Here is a 14,567-nt window from a genome sequence, read left to right as displayed (position 1 = left end):
ATGAAAAAAGAATTATTTACTCAACAGGATATAGATGGTGGATTGAATTTAATTGTTGTGTCCTATTTTGACAGGGTTTATGAGGATGGTGATTTTATTGAAGCCCTTGAATTATTTTCTAAAGGGGGGGCTTTAAATAAAGATGGGGCTTATTGCAATTTTCCCGATATGGATAGTTACGATGAAAGCGAACATTTTGAAGGGGTGGAGTTTGCTATGGGGTATCCACCTTCGGAAGCAGATGCTGTTATTGTCAGTAAAGAAACCTGCTATCATTATATTCGGTTAGCGTGTGAAAAGTATTTGAAACTAAATCCTGAGGATACCGATAAGATTAATTCTTTGTTGGCTAAACTACCATCTTGTTAACAAAATCCCGGCCACTGCGCGGGATCTTTTTATCAGCCTTTATTCGCTGAATAGCTGAAGCATGGATATCGTGCGGCGGAAAAGGGTTGTGGTCGCACCGATATTGCCGTATGGCAAGGCGGTAGCCTGCACGAATTCTGTAGGTGACCTCTACGCTCTCGTAGCGGCATATTGGCCGCCAACACGGACACCTCCTGGCGCTTTAAGGAGACCAAAAAGTCCAGTCTGATGGGCCGGGGGCATTGGCTTCACCATCGGCAGCAGCAAAACCACCCACGACCTGCGCGATTTGAAATGTCTTTACCAAATGGACAAAAAATATGAGTAGCATGGTAATGCTACAGAACATATGGCTGAATATGCGGCATCAAAAGCTGTGACACATACGCCTAAAGCAGTGCGTCTTGCCAGTCAAGAGGAATTGCGTAGTTTTCAAGCTGCTGTGAACACGGCAACTAAAACTAATATGCCATATGGAGAACGAATTACAGTTGATGGCTGGCAGCTAGAAATTAAGCCGCCTCGTGTTGATGGAGAATTGCCGACAATAATTCATGCACGTTATTTAGGGTCTCATTAAATGGATATAGAAATTACTAATCATGTAAATATAAAGCTGGACGTTATTGAGCTTGATGAGCATGTTCCTTCCTTAAAGTTTAGCGTCTCAATTTCAGTTGAGAAGTTTGGTTATAAGGCTGAAGTTAATGCTCACTTCTGGATAGAGTGTCAGTGCTTTGACCAGTTTGTTAGCTGTATGAACTGTGGCGAACTTGCCATCCTCAAGGATATGAACGACGGTTTTAAGTTAGTTTTAAATCCAGTCGCTGGTGAGCTGAATTGGTCATGTATGAAGGAAGATATTAATGGTGGTATCTCCCTATCAAAAGGAAGTGAAAAGCTTGATGATGCTGCCTGGCAATCGATATTACGTGCTTTTAACGATTATCCTAAATGGTGGTAGTTATTGTAGAGGTCCCGGGCACTGAGCAGGGACCTTTACCTGTCAGTTCTTAATCCCTCTCTTCATGCACTTCTAATGCCGGAGGGGGGGCGGCTATCAGCTCTTTACCATTACTGGGAAAAGTGGAGAACGTGGTGCAAAACCGCGTATTAAGGCATTGCGCCCGATTCAGCGAAATGTCCGGGAAAAGTAGTTGTAACATACTGATGTAGCAGTAGAAATGTAGCTCCGGCGGCCTGCTTCACATCGGATAAAGTTGTTGTTGATAATAACTCGCTTGCCGGAGACCAAGCCCGTGCAGCGGCGAAGCAGGCTGCTGAATCCCTGAAAAATCAGGTCAGGGAGAAGCGGGATGAAGGAACAGCTTCGTCCATTGCGAACTTTGAGTTTGTGAGTAATTTAGTACGATATATAATCAAATGCTATTTATAAGGCTGTTAAATATGAAAAAATCTATTTTTTTTATTATATGGATAATTTTAGCTTCATTTTTACTTACTAGCTGTCATTCCGTTTATAAGTCGTTACGCATTGAGCCTTTCGATTTTTACAGTACTAATATTAATTATATCGATCTTACACCAGAGTTGGCAGTAAAGTATTCGAATTACCACAATACGTTGATTCGTATTGAGGATCCTCCTGAATATGCTAGGCTTGCTGCTGATTTAGGTGGTGGTATGGGATACCACGGTTATACCAGCAAAGCATTGTTGCCGGCGTGGGATGCTTTGTTCGAACGTTTTTTGGTCTGGCAATCTTCGCCTGGTGATGTCGAAACGGTAAGTGATGCTGTGGAAACTAAAAAGTATGGTGGTTATCTCAGTAAAGATGTGAGGTTTGTTAACGTAGAAGGTACAAAATATTTAGTATTTATTACTTACCATTCTCTGTCACCAGATGTTCTTATGGCTTATGACGAGGAAAACGTCAGAAAAATGAAGGCATTGTATAAGAGTTTGAGTACCACCCTCATGGAAAAATGACATAGCTTGCCGCGATAAATCCATAGGTGCAGGTGGTATGTCACAGTATGACGATATGTCCGAAGCCAAAAAGTATGCTAGGGCAAAAAGTTGTTGCTGTGGAACCCCTCCCCAACAAAATAATTTATAAAAGATTTATTTTACAAGGTAATTTTTTTTGCGCTTTCGATAGTCAAAATTTTCTATTTTGAATGTGAAGTCGATGATGACGGCGAAGAGTCTGCATCGGTAAATGAAAAGTAGGTCATTACTGTTTTTTATTACGTTTTAGATGAGTTTTTTAAACGGCTTGATTCTCCAGATTGATGAATAATTCCAAGCGTGGGTTGATATTACTTAGGAAATGGTAGTAATAGCGGTTCTGAGCACATACTCGAGAACCTTGTGGGATGAAGGCATTATGGTGCCTTCCTGTTTTAATATTAAATTTTTTAAGGATGAATTAAATATGTCAACAAAAATAACATTAACTGTTGCTGTTGTATCAATGCTACTGACTGCATGCTCTGCATTCAACGGCGGTAGTGAACTATTGTCGGACAAGAAAAACAGTGATTCTTTTATTAATTCAAAAGTAATAGACGGAGAAACAAAAGCCTCTTCTTTATCCAGTATTATTGGGAAAAAAGATGAATCCCGATCGGCTTTAAAGAAAACATTCCCAGATGGTAAGCTTTCGGTTGCTTCATATACAGGTTTTTTGAACGGCATCACCGGAACTTATGCACGTAGAGTTCTTTCAGTTGTCTATGGTCCTGATAATGTTGTCATTAATCATGGTATCTTTGTAAAAGATTTGCACAATGCGAATAAATATAATCTTGATTATATCAGCGCTCGCAATTTGGCGTTTACAGAATTAGACAAAGGTAGTGCTAAAGCGAAAGTTATTAATTTATTAGGTAATCCTGATGGCATGACGTTTACAGATGAAGGTGACCTTCTGCTTATCTATTCTAAAACAGATATTTCAAGAGATGCCTCATCTTATATTCCAGTGGTTAACATGATAAGCGGGACAGAATCTGGCGTATCAGAAAGGCTATATATTGAGATGGGCAAAGATGAAAAAGTAAAAAACGTTATATCAGCTACTGTACAAATTGTTCAGGGAAGAGGTTTAGGCAATGCAGATAGTTATATTGAAAAATACGAAAACATTAAAAATAAGTTCTAAACGGTGAGTCAATATTAAGTCGCAATCATAGGCGATAATAGAGAATGGAGATTTAATCTTTCTTCATGAATAGAAATGCCTTATAGCCCAGTGAAGTATTGGCTGGACTATAAGGCATCAACCCGATGTTTGACAAGGAATAGAAGTTGACGCGTCAGCGATATCGGCGAGCGGATGGCAAACATCGCCAGAACGTAGACCAAAAAATTCCTAAAATCTGTAATTTGCAAGCATCATCACTTGATCTTCCTTCATCCTGCTCTTGCTTATTTATCTTCAATGTTAAAATGCAGAGAAAAAATTATTAAAGGATAGACGATGTATATGAAGCTTTTCCTGTTTTGCGAAGATACTGGTTTCAGTAAAAAGAATGTTCCTTTGTGGGTAGATATCTGTGATGCGCTTCATAAGCTCAGGACTCATACTGGAAGTGTAAATATTAAAGATTTTGATAATCAAAAAACGCTCAGCATTCATTCAGATGGTATGCATTTCTTACTTTCATTAATTGAGTGTATGGACGATGAAACAAAAATAAAAAATATCCAAAACGCCTGTTTTTCAAGGGTGGAGAGACCTGTATTACCAGTTTCCTGGCGTCGCTCTCATGAAGTGACAAATGATTTCGATTTTGTCACTGAGGTGACCAGAAAAATTTTCATTACGGGGCAGGCTTAGTGTTTTCTGCATAGAAAACAACTCGGTTATATTAGGTTTTCTAATCCTGTGTGTATGACTTCACAGCATTATGAATAATGCACAGTAGGTGATAGTCATGTATTAATTGATACGGTAAAACTGCATTATCTCACCACCCTCAAAAATGCCGACGGGCTGTGCATTAAACGCCGCTTCCCTGTGCTCAGGGGGCTCGGCAATGGGCTTCCACAACCAATACTCAAGAACGCCATGGCGGGTAAACTGAACAACGGTTGCCGGAAAATACCACGTTGGATGTGACGGAACTGGAAAAGGTTCTGACCGATGGCGTGATTGTCCTGCTGCGTTTTCCCCAACCAATAAGTAATTGAAAGTAAAAAGATCGGGATAAAAATCGAGACAAATCCCTACGTAAAATTACCAGGTAAAACGCGTAATCACCCTAATAGTTTGCCCTCACCGGCCTGTTTATGATTCGTCTCACTGACTGTTATTTCCTGACACTGGCGGACGGCGGTTCGACGTGCAGTAATAATTTTCCAACGGAGTGAAGATGAATATGAAAGCGATGTTAGTAGCTCTGCCGATCGCAGCAATCCCGGTTACTGTTATGGCGGCAAATACTGAAGAAGGCTATTACGCTTCTGCAAAATACCTGCAGATCGAGCAGCGAGCGAAAGAGATGGATACCAGTGCTCGCCCGGGTGTCGGGCAGTTTACCGGCGGTAAAGAAAAAGAGCATTTCGGCGGCGCGGCGATTGCTGCGGGCTATCAGTTTGGTAACGGCTGGCGCACCGAAGGTGAGTACACCTTTAAGCAGAAAACTGAATACACCAGCGGTTCCAGCACGTTCGCCAACAGCTATAACCACCTGCAGACTGAAACCGAGCGCCTGATGCTCAACGTGTATCGCGATTATGAGCTGGGTTACGGTGTTTCCGTGTACGGTACCGCAGGGGTGGGTGTGAGTAAGATCAAAGCGGGCGGCTGGCAGGGTAATGCAGGTCGTGAATATGCGTCTACCACCCAAAGCAATTTGACCTACGCGTTAGGTGCAGGCGTCAGCTATATGCCGGTTGAGCGTCTGTATGTTGATTTGGGCTACCGTTATATCGATATGGGTAAGATCGAAAGCGGATATAACAACTTTACCAACGCGCGTGGCTTAAAAGATGAGCAAATGAAAGCGCACATTGTCTCTAATGAATTTACCCTTGGCATGCGCTATGTCTTTTAACCTGTTGTAATTGTCACTGCTTTAAAAACAGGGCCAACGCCGCGCTGATGCGGAGTTGGCTTTTTTGTGCTTTGTTGGCATCACCACGTTCTATTATCGCCACGCTAAAATTAATAAACAAAAAAGCCACTCGCGAGAGTGGCTTAATCATTTGATTCTACAGCTAAAATTTGGTGGCCCCTGCTGGACTTGAACCAGCGACCAAGCGATTATGAGTCCGAACCGTATTTCTTTGAAAACAAAGATTTACAGTAAATTCAAGCGCATAGGATTTCGTATATTGTCGAAAAGTATTGCATAGTGCTGCGCTGTGCTGCCATTTTGCTGCCACTAATTAGGTTTAAGGGGTTAAGTTGAACCGCTTCTGTTAGATGGTCGGGGGCAAAGTGAGCATAACGCATCGTAACTTTAATATCCGTATGACCGAGGATGCGTTGTAAGACCAGAATATTGCCGCCGCCCATCATGAAATGGCTGGCAAAAGTATGTCGTAGAACGTGCGACAGCTGGCCGTCTGGCAGCTCTATTCCCGCGCGCTTTATCGCGCTCCTGAATGCTGAATAACATCCGGTAAAGAGTGGCTTCGAGGTTCGGCTTTTGGGTAGCAAATCGTAAAGCTCATCACTAATTGGAACCGCACGATTTTTCTTACCTTTCGTTTTGATAAAAGTTATTTTACCCGGGCTTATCTGCTTGCCAGTGAGGCTTTCAGCCTCTCCCCATCTTGCGCCGGTCGCAAGGCAGATTTTGACAATCGTGGTTAAATCACCTGCTTTGCTTTTCTCGCATTCCTCAAGCAAGCGCGTCGCTTCCTCAACCGTAAGCCAGGCTAGCTCAACTTCTGCAATCTTAAACTCTCTGACGTTTTCGAGAGGGTTTGGTGCTGTCCAGTCATCAAGTCTTTTCAGCTCGTTGAACATAGCCCGAAAGTAAGCCAGTTCAAGGTTTACCGTGCGAGGGGTCACGGACTTGACGCGATCTGAGCGGGTTATTTTTCCGCTTAACCGCTGTTCTCTATACGTTGAGAATAATTTGGCGTTGAATTCAGTTGCGAAGGGGTCGCCCATAGCGAGACAGGCAAACTCCATTGCACCTTTACGCTTTTCACCATCAGCAAGCGTTACACCATGTGCGTTATACCAGGTTGTAACCAAATCCCGAACACGGCGTTTGTCTGTCTTCTCACCCAGCCAAGGCTTATCTTGGGCTTGTTCTTTTACATGGCGCTCAAAGGCTAGAGCCTCGCCTTTGGTGGCAAATTGACGACGAATACGGCGTCCATCCCTACCATTTGGGAAAACTTGTGCCTGCCACTTTCCATTCGACAATTTACTAACAGACATAGCGTATTCAATTCCTATTCGCCGACTTCTACAATGTCTTCCAGCTCAGGATGACTTTCAGGGTATTTAAAGATGGCATTTTTACCGTATCTAAATATAAATTGCAGTACTCCGTTTATATTTTCTATGGATTCAAGTTGACCGAGCATTACGAATGTTCGCTCATTCATGTAATTCCTACCGATTAGGTCTTCTACCTTGGTTGTTTTCAGTTGGTCAATTAAAAACGCCGAGCGAGACTTAAATGAAACGACTTTTCTGTTGTTATAGATTTTTTTAGGTTCTTCGATTTTATTTAATATCTGATTTAATGTTTCAAAAATTAAAGTGTCTTGTTTGCTTAAATGTGTTTTTTCTCCAACTTTAGCTGGTTCAATACTTAAAAGTTGAACAATTGAGTTAACATCATTTGAATCCGCTTCAAAGGTGCTTGATATTGCTTTTTCTAAAGATTTAATATTGTTGAAAGCATTATCAATACGCAGAGAACTATCATATTCACAATATCTGAAAGCTTGAACATCAAAAGGACTTATTGTTCTATCATCTTTAATCAATACTGTTTTTTTATTGAAAGCCTGTCTGAGACCCAATTCATACATTACATTCGGATTTCGGCCACTTAGGTCGCATATAGCAATATCTGACTCAACAATTCTTTTTAAAATATCTAAAACAATTAAATTGGAATTGTTAACTTCATCTGCCCTTACTGGTTTGAAACCAGAAGCGACACAGGCTGGTTTTATTAAATGGCTATAAACCCTGTCGAAATGGCGTTGGTCATAACCAGCCATGTCAGCGATAGGCATGATGACAAAGCAAGAACGTTCAAGCTTTTCAGTTTCTTGCTCTTTTGTTGCTTTAGCTGAAGACGTCATGATCTACCCTTAAGTAAGTTGTTCAGTTTTGAGTATGACTTTACCAAATACCTTTATGTCCTGTGCCTTACACTCAAAAGATGCTTTGCCATTTTCGACGCGTATGCGACCTCCGGGAAATCTAAATACTTCTCGTATGCTGTATAACCCATCAATCTCTATGACCCACCAACCATCATTAATCTCCCCTTCATGTTCATCAATAAGGTAAAGAGAGTTTTCATAGGTGACTAATGATGGACTCGATAGACCGGCAGGAATCAGGCTACCGTCGTAGTAGATTTCATTATGTGATGACAAAACCCCATCTGTGATTTTGTAATGTTTTAAGGCTATAGCTTTATGCTCGACCTCATTTTCGTACATCGCTCCTTCTCCTGAGATTAACCACTGCAAAGATGCACCCGTTTCGATGCTGCAGATTATTGTCCAATCTGAAGGGAAGGTGTTGCGGGCATACCTGTTTGCCATCGTGCTTTGGGAAATCCCCAAGTGGTTGCAAAGGGACTGCCGGGTAGTAAAACCGTAGGCTTTTAGAATTCGCTCAATCACCGGCTGGCCGCCAGTATTTTGCATAATGTTACTTTGTAACTTCTGTGGCATATGGCGATTTGTGATGTTTCGTGTTGACATTGGCGTTTTGTGATCCTATTCTCCGTTGTGTGAAGCAACGAATAGTGATTAACAGTCTCGAATAGTGTTGAGACAACCCAAACTGAGGAATATTGCATCATGTATCGTCAACTTTCAATGCGCCCCAGCATCAATCTTGTGGTGTCAGAACCATTCATCACTCTTGATGAGTTCTGTCGTCGTACCGGCTACAAGTTGAGTTATGCCCGCCAGATGATCCGCGAAGGACGTTTACCTATCCGCAAAAAAGAAGGGGTAAACAGCCTGATCGAAGTAAACATGTTCGCTTTGACGATGGAAGCGGCTCAAGGCTGTGAAATCGCAATGCAGGCCTGATAGTTCCATTTTGGGATACAAAAGGATTTACTACATGTTTGATTATCAAATTTCCAAACATCCGCATTTTGATGAAGCCTGCCGAACTTTCTCACTGCGTCACAACATGGCAAAGCTGGCAGAACGCGCAGGAATGAATGTCCAGACACTGCGCAACAAGCTGAACCCAGACCAGCCGCATCAGCTCACACCACCTGAAATCTGGCTGCTTACCGATCTCACTGAGGACTCAACCCTGGTTGACGGCTTCTTGGCACAAATTCACTGCCTGCCATGCGTGCCGATGAACGAAGTGGCAAAAGAGAAACTGCCGCATTACGTCATGAGCGCCACCGCTGAGATAGGGCGCGTTGCTGCCGGTGCCGTTACTGGCGATGTGAAAACCACTGCCGGACGCCGTGATGTGATCAGCAGCATTAACTCAGTAACTCGCCTGATGGCACTGGCTGCCGTTTCCATGCAGGCCCGTCTGCAGGCCAACCCCGCTATGGCAAGTGCGGTGGACACCGTAACGGGCCTTGGTGCTTCGTTCGGCATCATCTGAGGTGATTATGTTGACTAAAGAGCCGTCATTCGCATCGCTTTTGGTTAAACAAAGCCAGGGTATGCACTGCGGCCATGGCTGGATTATCGGGAAAGATGGCAAGCGCTGGCACCCGTCCCGCTCTCAGGACGAACTGCTGGCAGGGCTGACCACTACCAAACAGGTGAAACCATGGCTATTGAAGGCACTGCTGCGACTGTTCCACTAAGCCCGGGTCAACGGCTTGAAGGACTGAACCGTATAGCTGAATTAAGGGCGAATGTATTTGGTCTGAATATTGAGCCAGAGCTTGAAAGGTTCATAAAAGATATGCGTGACCGTCGTGATATAAACCATAAACAAAATGAGCGGGCACTGGCAGCCATATTCTTTATGGCAAAAATTCCGGCTGAACGTCATGGCGTCAATATTAGTGATCTGACTACTGACGAAAAGCGGGAACTGGTTAAAGCAATGAATCATTTTCGTGCAGTGGTGAGCTTATTTCCCAAGCGGCTAACCATGCCGAATTAACCCATAACAGAAATTAATGGCGTAAACCCGCCGGGCATTCTTTTGCCCAAATTCAGGAGAAAGAACAATGCAGAAAGAATTACCAAAAATGTTTGTAGCCGAAACCGACCCACTTATGGCGGTGATCGATATTGCCAAACGTGAGGAGCGCAAAGGCCGCGCGCTTGCAGTTTCAATCCGCCTTGAGGCGCTGGCAACCCACATCACCAACAAAGGGTTAAACGGTATTGAAGCGGCTGAGTTGCTGCGTCGCGAAGCAACCCGCTACGAAAACGAATCTCAGGAGCTGCACTAATGGCTGACTCTATGGATCTCGTACAGCAGCGCGTTGAAGAAGAACGTCAGCGCCACATCCACACTGCCCGCAACAGAGCACCGGGCGTTTCCCGTGTGCTTTGCATCGAATGTGATGCACCGATCCCTCCCGCTCGCCGCCGCGCTATTCCGGGCGTGCAGTGCTGCGTGACCTGTCAGGAAATTGCAGAGCTTAAAGGCAAGCACTACAACGGAGGCGTTGTATGAGCACTATCCTGAAATGGGCGGGAAACAAAACCGCCATCATGTCCGAACTGAAAAAACACCTCCCAGCTGGCCCGCGACTGGTTGAACCTTTCGCGGGTTCCTGTGCTGTAATGATGGCAACAGACTATCCTCATTATCTTGTCGCGGATATTAACGCTGACCTTATTAATTTGTATAAGAAAGCGGCTTACCATCCTGAGGAATTAATACAGGTTGCATGGGTATTATTCAGCGAAGATAACAGTGCTGAAAAGTATTATGAAAATCGTCTGCGTTTTAACGAAGATACATCCCTTACCACGCTGGAGCGCGCCGCATTATTCCTGTATTTAAATCGCCATTGTTATCGTGGGTTGTGTCGTTATAACCAACGCGGGAAATTTAATGTTCCCTACGGTAATTATAAAAATCCATATTTCCCTCATGCAGAAATCCTGACCTTTGCTGAAAAGGCAGTGCGTGCCACGTTCATCTGCGCCAGCTATGACGAAACGCTGGCAATGCTGACGGCGGGTGATGTTGTTTACTGCGATCCGCCTTATGACGGTACTTTTAGCGGTTATCACACTGCCGGGTTCTCTGATGATGACCAGTATGATTTGGCATCTATTCTGGTGCGCCGGTCATCAGAGGGGCACCCGATCGTCGTGTCAAATAGCGACACCCGCCTGATTCGTTCGTTTTACCGAAATTTCACCCTTCACCGTATCAGCACAAAACGCAGCATAGGAGTTGCTGCAGGAGAAGGGAAAACCGCAGGCGAACTTATTGCTGTACTGAAACCAAAAGTTTGGACTGGCGTTGATCTGGCTTGCGGCCCTGATTACTCGGTTGTGCGTGAGGTGCGCGTATGAATCCCATCGATCCGCGCTGCTTTGCTGCAAGCACCATCAACATCACCAGTATTTCAGGCGGCAAGGATAGCCTTGCCCAATGGCTGCGGGCCATTGAAAACGATGTTCCTCATATTTCTGTCTTCGCTGATACGGGCCATGAACACCCCCAGACGATGGAATATCTGGACTATCTGGAATCAAAGCTGGGCAAGGTTATCCGTGTTAAAGCTGATTTCACTCGCCAGATCGAAGGCAAACGGAAATTCATTGCAGAGAAATGGCCCGTTTCTCTGGTTCAGGAATGCGGTATGTCTGCCGATGAGGCGGCAGAACGTGTGCACCGTGCCCTGGAAATATTGAAGCCCACCGGCATTCCTTTTCTGGACCTGTGCATGTGGAAAGGCCGGTTCCCTTCCACAAAAGCCCGTTTCTGCACCTTTGACCTCAAACATGAACCCGTCAGGACTCAGGTTATTGTTCCTGCTCTGGAGGAGTATGACGAGGTTATCAGCTGGCAGGGGGTCAGGGCTCAGGAATCCCCGGCGCGCGCTTTACTGCCGGACTGGGAGGAAGATGCAGACAATACGCCAGGCCTGCACGTCTATCGTCCGATACTTAACTGGCTGCATGAGGATGTCTTTGCGATTGCAAAGCGCCATGGCATCAAGCCTAACCCGTTGTATCTGCAGGGCTGCAGCCGTGTCGGTTGTATGCCATGCATCCACGCCCGTAAATCTGAACTTGCTGAAATTTTCCAGCGCTGGCCCGAAGAGGTTCGTCGTGTCGCTGAATGGGAAAGAATGGTTGCGGACTGTTCGCGCCGCGGCAATTCAACTTTCTTTCCCTCCACGCATGATCCACGCCGCGCTGAAAAACGTATTGAGGTCATCACTGTTGATGCGTATGGCATTGAGACGTACCGCGACTGGGCGCTGACGACACGAGGCGGTGCGCAGTTTGATTTACTGGCGAGTGCAAACGACAGCGCGGTTTGCAGTAGTGTTTACGCAGGAGTTTGCGAGTGACGGATATCAGCTCAGGCCGTCCCGTCGCGCGTCTTGTATCAGAAATCCCCGGTAGTGGAGGTAAAGCTACCGGGGCATATCCCTGGACCGCGCCTAAAAAGGCAATTAACCCCTATTTGGAACAGGCGGAAGTAGCGCTGGAGTCAGCGCTTTCAAACCTCTTTACTCTCTATGCTGCGGATAACGAGCAGGAACAGCTGCGCCGCGAGGCCCTGAGTAATGAGGTCTGGGATCGCTATTTCTTCAATGAATCCCGAGATCCTGTTCAGCGCGAAATGGAGCAGGATCAGCTGTTAAGCCGCGCCAAAATGGCCCGCGAACAGCAGCAATTTAATCCCGATCTGGTCATCATTGCGGACGTTAGCGCCCAACCGGCGCATATCAGTAAGCCGCTGCTTGAACGGATTAAATATTTTGAGAGCCTGGGCAAGCCAAAGGCTTATTCCCGTTATCTGCGTGAAACCATCAGGCCGTGCCTTGAACGCCTGGAACGCGTGCGTATCAGCCAGGTTTCTGCGTCATTCCGTTTTATGGCGAGCAACGACGGGCTGGAGGGCTTGCTGGTCCTGCCGGAAATGAACCAGGAGCAGGTTAAACGGTTATCCACCCTGGTGGCGGCACACATGAGCATGTGTCTGGATGCTGTCTGCGGTGAGCTGTTTACCGATGAAGACGTTACGCCGGAAGAGATCCGCCGGTCATGGGAAAAGGTGGCCGCTGAGGCCATGCGCCTTGATGTTATCCCGCCTGCTTTCGAGCAGCTGCGCCGTAAAAAGCACCGCCGTAAGCCGGTCCCATACGAGCTTATTCCGGGCTCGCTTGCCCGTATGCTTTGCGCGGACTGGTGGTATCGCAAGTTGTGGCAGATGCGTTGTGAATGGCGGGAAGAACAGCTGCGCGCTGTCTGCTTGGTTAATAAAAAAGCGTCCCCGTATGTAAGCTATGAAGCCGTGATCCACAAACGCGAACAGCGCCGCAAATCACTGGAGTTTTTCCGCTCACATGAGTTGGTTAACGCCGAAGGTGATACGCTGGATATGGAGGAAGTGGTAAACGCCAGCAGCAGCAATCCAGCGCATCGGCGCAACGAAATGATGGCCTGCGTTAAGGGGCTGGAGCTGATCGCAGAAATGCGTGGTGAATGCGCCGTGTTCTATACCATCACCTGCCCGTCACGCTTTCACGCGACGCTTAATAACGGCAGGCCAAACCCGAAATGGACCAGTGCCACAGTCCGCCAGAGCAGCGATTACCTGGTAAATATGTTCGCCGCCTTCCGTAAGGCGATGCACAAAGCCGGGCTGCGCTGGTATGGCGTCCGCGTTGCTGAACCACACCATGACGGCACCGTGCACTGGCACCTGCTTTGCTTCATGCGCAAAAAAGACCGCAAATCCATCACCGCGCTGCTGCGTAAATTCGCCATTCGTGAGGATCGGGAGGAGCTGGGCACCAATACCGGGCCGCGATTCAAGTCTGAGCTTATCAACCCGCGCAAGGGTACGCCAACCAGCTATATCGCCAAATACATCAGCAAAAATATCGACGGGCGCGGGCTGGCGCAGGAAATCAGCAAAGAAACAGGCAGGTCACTGCGCGATAACGCTGAGAACGTAAACGCCTGGGCTTCGCTGCACCGTGTCCAGCAATTCCGCTTCTTTGGTATTCCTGGCCGCCAGGCGTACCGCGAGCTGCGCCTGCTGGCCGGTCAGGCTGCCAGGGCGCAGAGTGACAAAAAGGCAGGCGCGCCGGTACTGGAAAACCCGCGTCTGGATGCTGTGCTGGCCGCAGCTGATGCTGGCTGTTTTGCCACCTACATCATGAAGCAGGGCGGCGTCCTGGTTCCCCGTAAGCATCACCTTGTCAGAACTGCCTATGAGCTGAACGACGAGCCGAGCGCCTACGGCGATCACGGTGTTCGTATTTATGGCATCTGGTCCCCGATCATTGAGGGCCGGATCTGCACTCATGCTGTGAAGTGGAAAATGGTTCGTAAAGCCGTTGACCTTCAGGAGGCGACAGCCGACCAGGGCGCTTGCGCCCCTTGGACTCGTGGCAATAACTGTCCCCCTGATGAAAATTTGAACCACTCAGGGGGGGAAGTACCGGATATTACTCCCCTGGATGAAAAGGCGCTGCAGGACTATCTGCACGGAATGGGAAAAAAGGAGCGGCGGGAGCTGGTCGCCAGGCTCAGGCTGGTAAAACCGAAACCGAAAAAGACTTACAAGCAGGATATTTCTGAGCAGCAGCGTCTGCAACTGGAGTATGAGCTTAGGTCCAGAGGATTCGATGGCAGTGAGTTCGAGGAGAATTTACTTTTACGCGGCGGCAGCCTTCCGTCTGGGGGAGGGCTACGTATCTTTTACCAGAACGGGCGACTGCGAGAGGATGACAAATGGCGTCTGTATTACTGACACATCGGATATATTTTTCTGTTTTTGACTCATATCAGGTCTTTCTTATTGAAGACCAAAAAAGCGTTTTACATTTAGAAAATGGTACTATACTGTATATATAAACAGTGGATATACATACAGT

Annotated in this window: 20 protein-coding genes and 1 tRNA gene; 16 read left to right on the top strand and 5 right to left on the bottom strand. The window is 46.4% G+C overall.

The features are described from left to right. The 7 genes from cdiI to K5E19_RS20445 all read left to right on the top strand — a co-directional run bounded on the left by cdiI (position 1) and on the right by K5E19_RS20445 (position 5,393). A complete protein-coding gene (cdiI, locus tag K5E19_RS20475) occupies positions 1-369 on the top strand; it encodes a ribonuclease toxin immunity protein CdiI (protein WP_221552809.1) in 369 nt (122 codons plus the stop codon). Positions 370-718: 349 nt separating this feature from the next. Further along, entirely contained in the window at positions 719-949 is a 231-nt protein-coding gene (locus K5E19_RS20470; protein WP_260411882.1) for a hypothetical protein, read from the top strand. Beyond that, the gene (locus K5E19_RS20465; RefSeq protein WP_221552808.1) at positions 950-1,333 is read left to right on the top strand and encodes a hypothetical protein; all 384 of its coding nucleotides are present in this window, start codon (positions 950-952) and stop codon (positions 1,331-1,333) included. 443 nt (positions 1,334-1,776) lie between these two features. Then, positions 1,777-2,319 (top strand): hypothetical protein, encoded by a 543-nt coding sequence (locus tag K5E19_RS20460; protein WP_221552807.1) that lies wholly within the window; start codon positions 1,777-1,779, stop codon positions 2,317-2,319. A 448-nt stretch (positions 2,320-2,767) separates the two neighbouring features. Further along, positions 2,768-3,496 (top strand): hypothetical protein, encoded by a 729-nt coding sequence (locus K5E19_RS20455; RefSeq protein ID WP_221552806.1) that lies wholly within the window; start codon positions 2,768-2,770, stop codon positions 3,494-3,496. Positions 3,497-3,814: 318 nt separating this feature from the next. Then, complete coding sequence (locus K5E19_RS20450; protein WP_221552805.1) at positions 3,815-4,174, top strand: DUF6911 family protein; 360 nt, start codon at positions 3,815-3,817, stop codon at positions 4,172-4,174. A 535-nt stretch (positions 4,175-4,709) separates the two neighbouring features. Then, a complete protein-coding gene (locus K5E19_RS20445; protein ID WP_221552804.1) occupies positions 4,710-5,393 on the top strand; it encodes an outer membrane protein in 684 nt (227 codons plus the stop codon). 13 nt (positions 5,394-5,406) lie between these two features. Here the strand turns inward: K5E19_RS20445 and K5E19_RS20440 are convergent, their stop codons facing one another. From K5E19_RS20440 to K5E19_RS20420, 5 genes are all read right to left on the bottom strand, one after another. After that, on the bottom strand, positions 5,407-5,544 hold the full coding sequence (locus K5E19_RS20440) for a hypothetical protein (protein WP_221552803.1): 138 nt from the start codon (positions 5,542-5,544) through the stop codon (positions 5,407-5,409). Positions 5,545-5,564: 20 nt separating this feature from the next. Next, positions 5,565-5,656: transfer RNA gene (locus K5E19_RS20435), tRNA-Met, on the bottom strand. Then, positions 5,651-6,736 (bottom strand): tyrosine-type recombinase/integrase, encoded by a 1,086-nt coding sequence (locus tag K5E19_RS20430; RefSeq protein WP_079893555.1) that lies wholly within the window; start codon positions 6,734-6,736, stop codon positions 5,651-5,653. The genes K5E19_RS20435 and K5E19_RS20430 overlap by 6 nt, the downstream gene beginning before the upstream one ends. A 14-nt stretch (positions 6,737-6,750) precedes the next feature. After that, positions 6,751-7,617, bottom strand: a complete 867-nt coding sequence (locus K5E19_RS20425; protein ID WP_079893554.1) for a hypothetical protein — start codon at positions 7,615-7,617, stop codon at positions 6,751-6,753. Between the two features lie 9 nt (positions 7,618-7,626). Then, the gene (locus tag K5E19_RS20420) at positions 7,627-8,250 is read right to left on the bottom strand and encodes a phage repressor protein CI (protein ID WP_079893553.1); all 624 of its coding nucleotides are present in this window, start codon (positions 8,248-8,250) and stop codon (positions 7,627-7,629) included. A 99-nt stretch (positions 8,251-8,349) separates the two neighbouring features. Between K5E19_RS20420 and K5E19_RS20415 the strand changes: the two genes are divergently transcribed. From K5E19_RS20415 to K5E19_RS20375, 9 genes are all read left to right on the top strand, one after another. Then, positions 8,350-8,586 (top strand): hypothetical protein, encoded by a 237-nt coding sequence (locus K5E19_RS20415; RefSeq protein ID WP_032436367.1) that lies wholly within the window; start codon positions 8,350-8,352, stop codon positions 8,584-8,586. Between the two features lie 34 nt (positions 8,587-8,620). After that, on the top strand, positions 8,621-9,130 hold the full coding sequence (locus K5E19_RS20410) for a phage regulatory CII family protein (RefSeq protein ID WP_079893552.1): 510 nt from the start codon (positions 8,621-8,623) through the stop codon (positions 9,128-9,130). 7 nt (positions 9,131-9,137) lie between these two features. Continuing rightward, on the top strand, positions 9,138-9,338 hold the full coding sequence (locus K5E19_RS20405; RefSeq protein WP_063147872.1) for a phage filamentation protein Fil family protein: 201 nt from the start codon (positions 9,138-9,140) through the stop codon (positions 9,336-9,338). Then, positions 9,302-9,643: a DUF5347 family protein gene (locus K5E19_RS20400; RefSeq protein WP_079893551.1), complete on the top strand. Its 342-nt coding sequence runs from the start codon at positions 9,302-9,304 to the stop codon at positions 9,641-9,643. The genes K5E19_RS20405 and K5E19_RS20400 overlap by 37 nt, the downstream gene beginning before the upstream one ends. Positions 9,644-9,731: 88 nt before the next feature. Then, positions 9,732-9,938 carry a DUF2732 family protein gene (locus K5E19_RS20395; protein WP_161348947.1) on the top strand — a complete coding sequence of 69 codons (207 nt, stop codon included), beginning with the start codon at positions 9,732-9,734 and terminating at the stop codon, positions 9,936-9,938. Beyond that, positions 9,938-10,165 (top strand): TraR/DksA family transcriptional regulator, encoded by a 228-nt coding sequence (locus K5E19_RS20390; RefSeq protein WP_048987514.1) that lies wholly within the window; start codon positions 9,938-9,940, stop codon positions 10,163-10,165. The genes K5E19_RS20395 and K5E19_RS20390 overlap by 1 nt, the downstream gene beginning before the upstream one ends. Then, on the top strand, positions 10,162-11,019 hold the full coding sequence (locus K5E19_RS20385) for a DNA adenine methylase (RefSeq protein WP_221552802.1): 858 nt from the start codon (positions 10,162-10,164) through the stop codon (positions 11,017-11,019). The genes K5E19_RS20390 and K5E19_RS20385 overlap by 4 nt, the downstream gene beginning before the upstream one ends. Then, entirely contained in the window at positions 11,016-12,026 is a 1,011-nt protein-coding gene (locus K5E19_RS20380; RefSeq protein ID WP_221552800.1) for a phosphoadenosine phosphosulfate reductase family protein, read from the top strand. The genes K5E19_RS20385 and K5E19_RS20380 overlap by 4 nt, the downstream gene beginning before the upstream one ends. 44 nt (positions 12,027-12,070) lie before the next feature. Beyond that, on the top strand, positions 12,071-14,443 hold the full coding sequence (locus K5E19_RS20375) for a replication endonuclease (RefSeq protein ID WP_311775525.1): 2,373 nt from the start codon (positions 12,071-12,073) through the stop codon (positions 14,441-14,443). Positions 14,444-14,567 lie beyond the last annotated feature (124 nt).

Source organism: Enterobacter sp. RIT637 (genome assembly GCF_019718755.1).
Lineage (GTDB): Bacteria > Pseudomonadota > Gammaproteobacteria > Enterobacterales > Enterobacteriaceae > Enterobacter.
This window is presented reverse-complemented; position numbering and strand designations above follow the sequence as displayed.

Coding starts and splice junctions, on each gene's coding strand:
- cdiI (WP_221552809.1), top strand. CDS start 1: ATGAAAAAAGAATTATTTACTCAACAGGATATAGATGGTGGATTGAAT.
- K5E19_RS20470 (WP_260411882.1), top strand. CDS start 719: ATGGCTGAATATGCGGCATCAAAAGCTGTGACACATACGCCTAAAGCA.
- K5E19_RS20465 (WP_221552808.1), top strand. CDS start 950: ATGGATATAGAAATTACTAATCATGTAAATATAAAGCTGGACGTTATT.
- K5E19_RS20460 (WP_221552807.1), top strand. CDS start 1,777: ATGAAAAAATCTATTTTTTTTATTATATGGATAATTTTAGCTTCATTT.
- K5E19_RS20455 (WP_221552806.1), top strand. CDS start 2,768: ATGTCAACAAAAATAACATTAACTGTTGCTGTTGTATCAATGCTACTG.
- K5E19_RS20450 (WP_221552805.1), top strand. CDS start 3,815: ATGTATATGAAGCTTTTCCTGTTTTGCGAAGATACTGGTTTCAGTAAA.
- K5E19_RS20445 (WP_221552804.1), top strand. CDS start 4,710: ATGAATATGAAAGCGATGTTAGTAGCTCTGCCGATCGCAGCAATCCCG.
- K5E19_RS20440 (WP_221552803.1), bottom strand. CDS start 5,544: ATGATTAAGCCACTCTCGCGAGTGGCTTTTTTGTTTATTAATTTTAGC.
- K5E19_RS20430 (WP_079893555.1), bottom strand. CDS start 6,736: ATGTCTGTTAGTAAATTGTCGAATGGAAAGTGGCAGGCACAAGTTTTC.
- K5E19_RS20425 (WP_079893554.1), bottom strand. CDS start 7,617: ATGACGTCTTCAGCTAAAGCAACAAAAGAGCAAGAAACTGAAAAGCTT.
- K5E19_RS20420 (WP_079893553.1), bottom strand. CDS start 8,250: ATGTCAACACGAAACATCACAAATCGCCATATGCCACAGAAGTTACAA.
- K5E19_RS20415 (WP_032436367.1), top strand. CDS start 8,350: ATGTATCGTCAACTTTCAATGCGCCCCAGCATCAATCTTGTGGTGTCA.
- K5E19_RS20410 (WP_079893552.1), top strand. CDS start 8,621: ATGTTTGATTATCAAATTTCCAAACATCCGCATTTTGATGAAGCCTGC.
- K5E19_RS20405 (WP_063147872.1), top strand. CDS start 9,138: ATGTTGACTAAAGAGCCGTCATTCGCATCGCTTTTGGTTAAACAAAGC.
- K5E19_RS20400 (WP_079893551.1), top strand. CDS start 9,302: ATGGCTATTGAAGGCACTGCTGCGACTGTTCCACTAAGCCCGGGTCAA.
- K5E19_RS20395 (WP_161348947.1), top strand. CDS start 9,732: ATGTTTGTAGCCGAAACCGACCCACTTATGGCGGTGATCGATATTGCC.
- K5E19_RS20390 (WP_048987514.1), top strand. CDS start 9,938: ATGGCTGACTCTATGGATCTCGTACAGCAGCGCGTTGAAGAAGAACGT.
- K5E19_RS20385 (WP_221552802.1), top strand. CDS start 10,162: ATGAGCACTATCCTGAAATGGGCGGGAAACAAAACCGCCATCATGTCC.
- K5E19_RS20380 (WP_221552800.1), top strand. CDS start 11,016: ATGAATCCCATCGATCCGCGCTGCTTTGCTGCAAGCACCATCAACATC.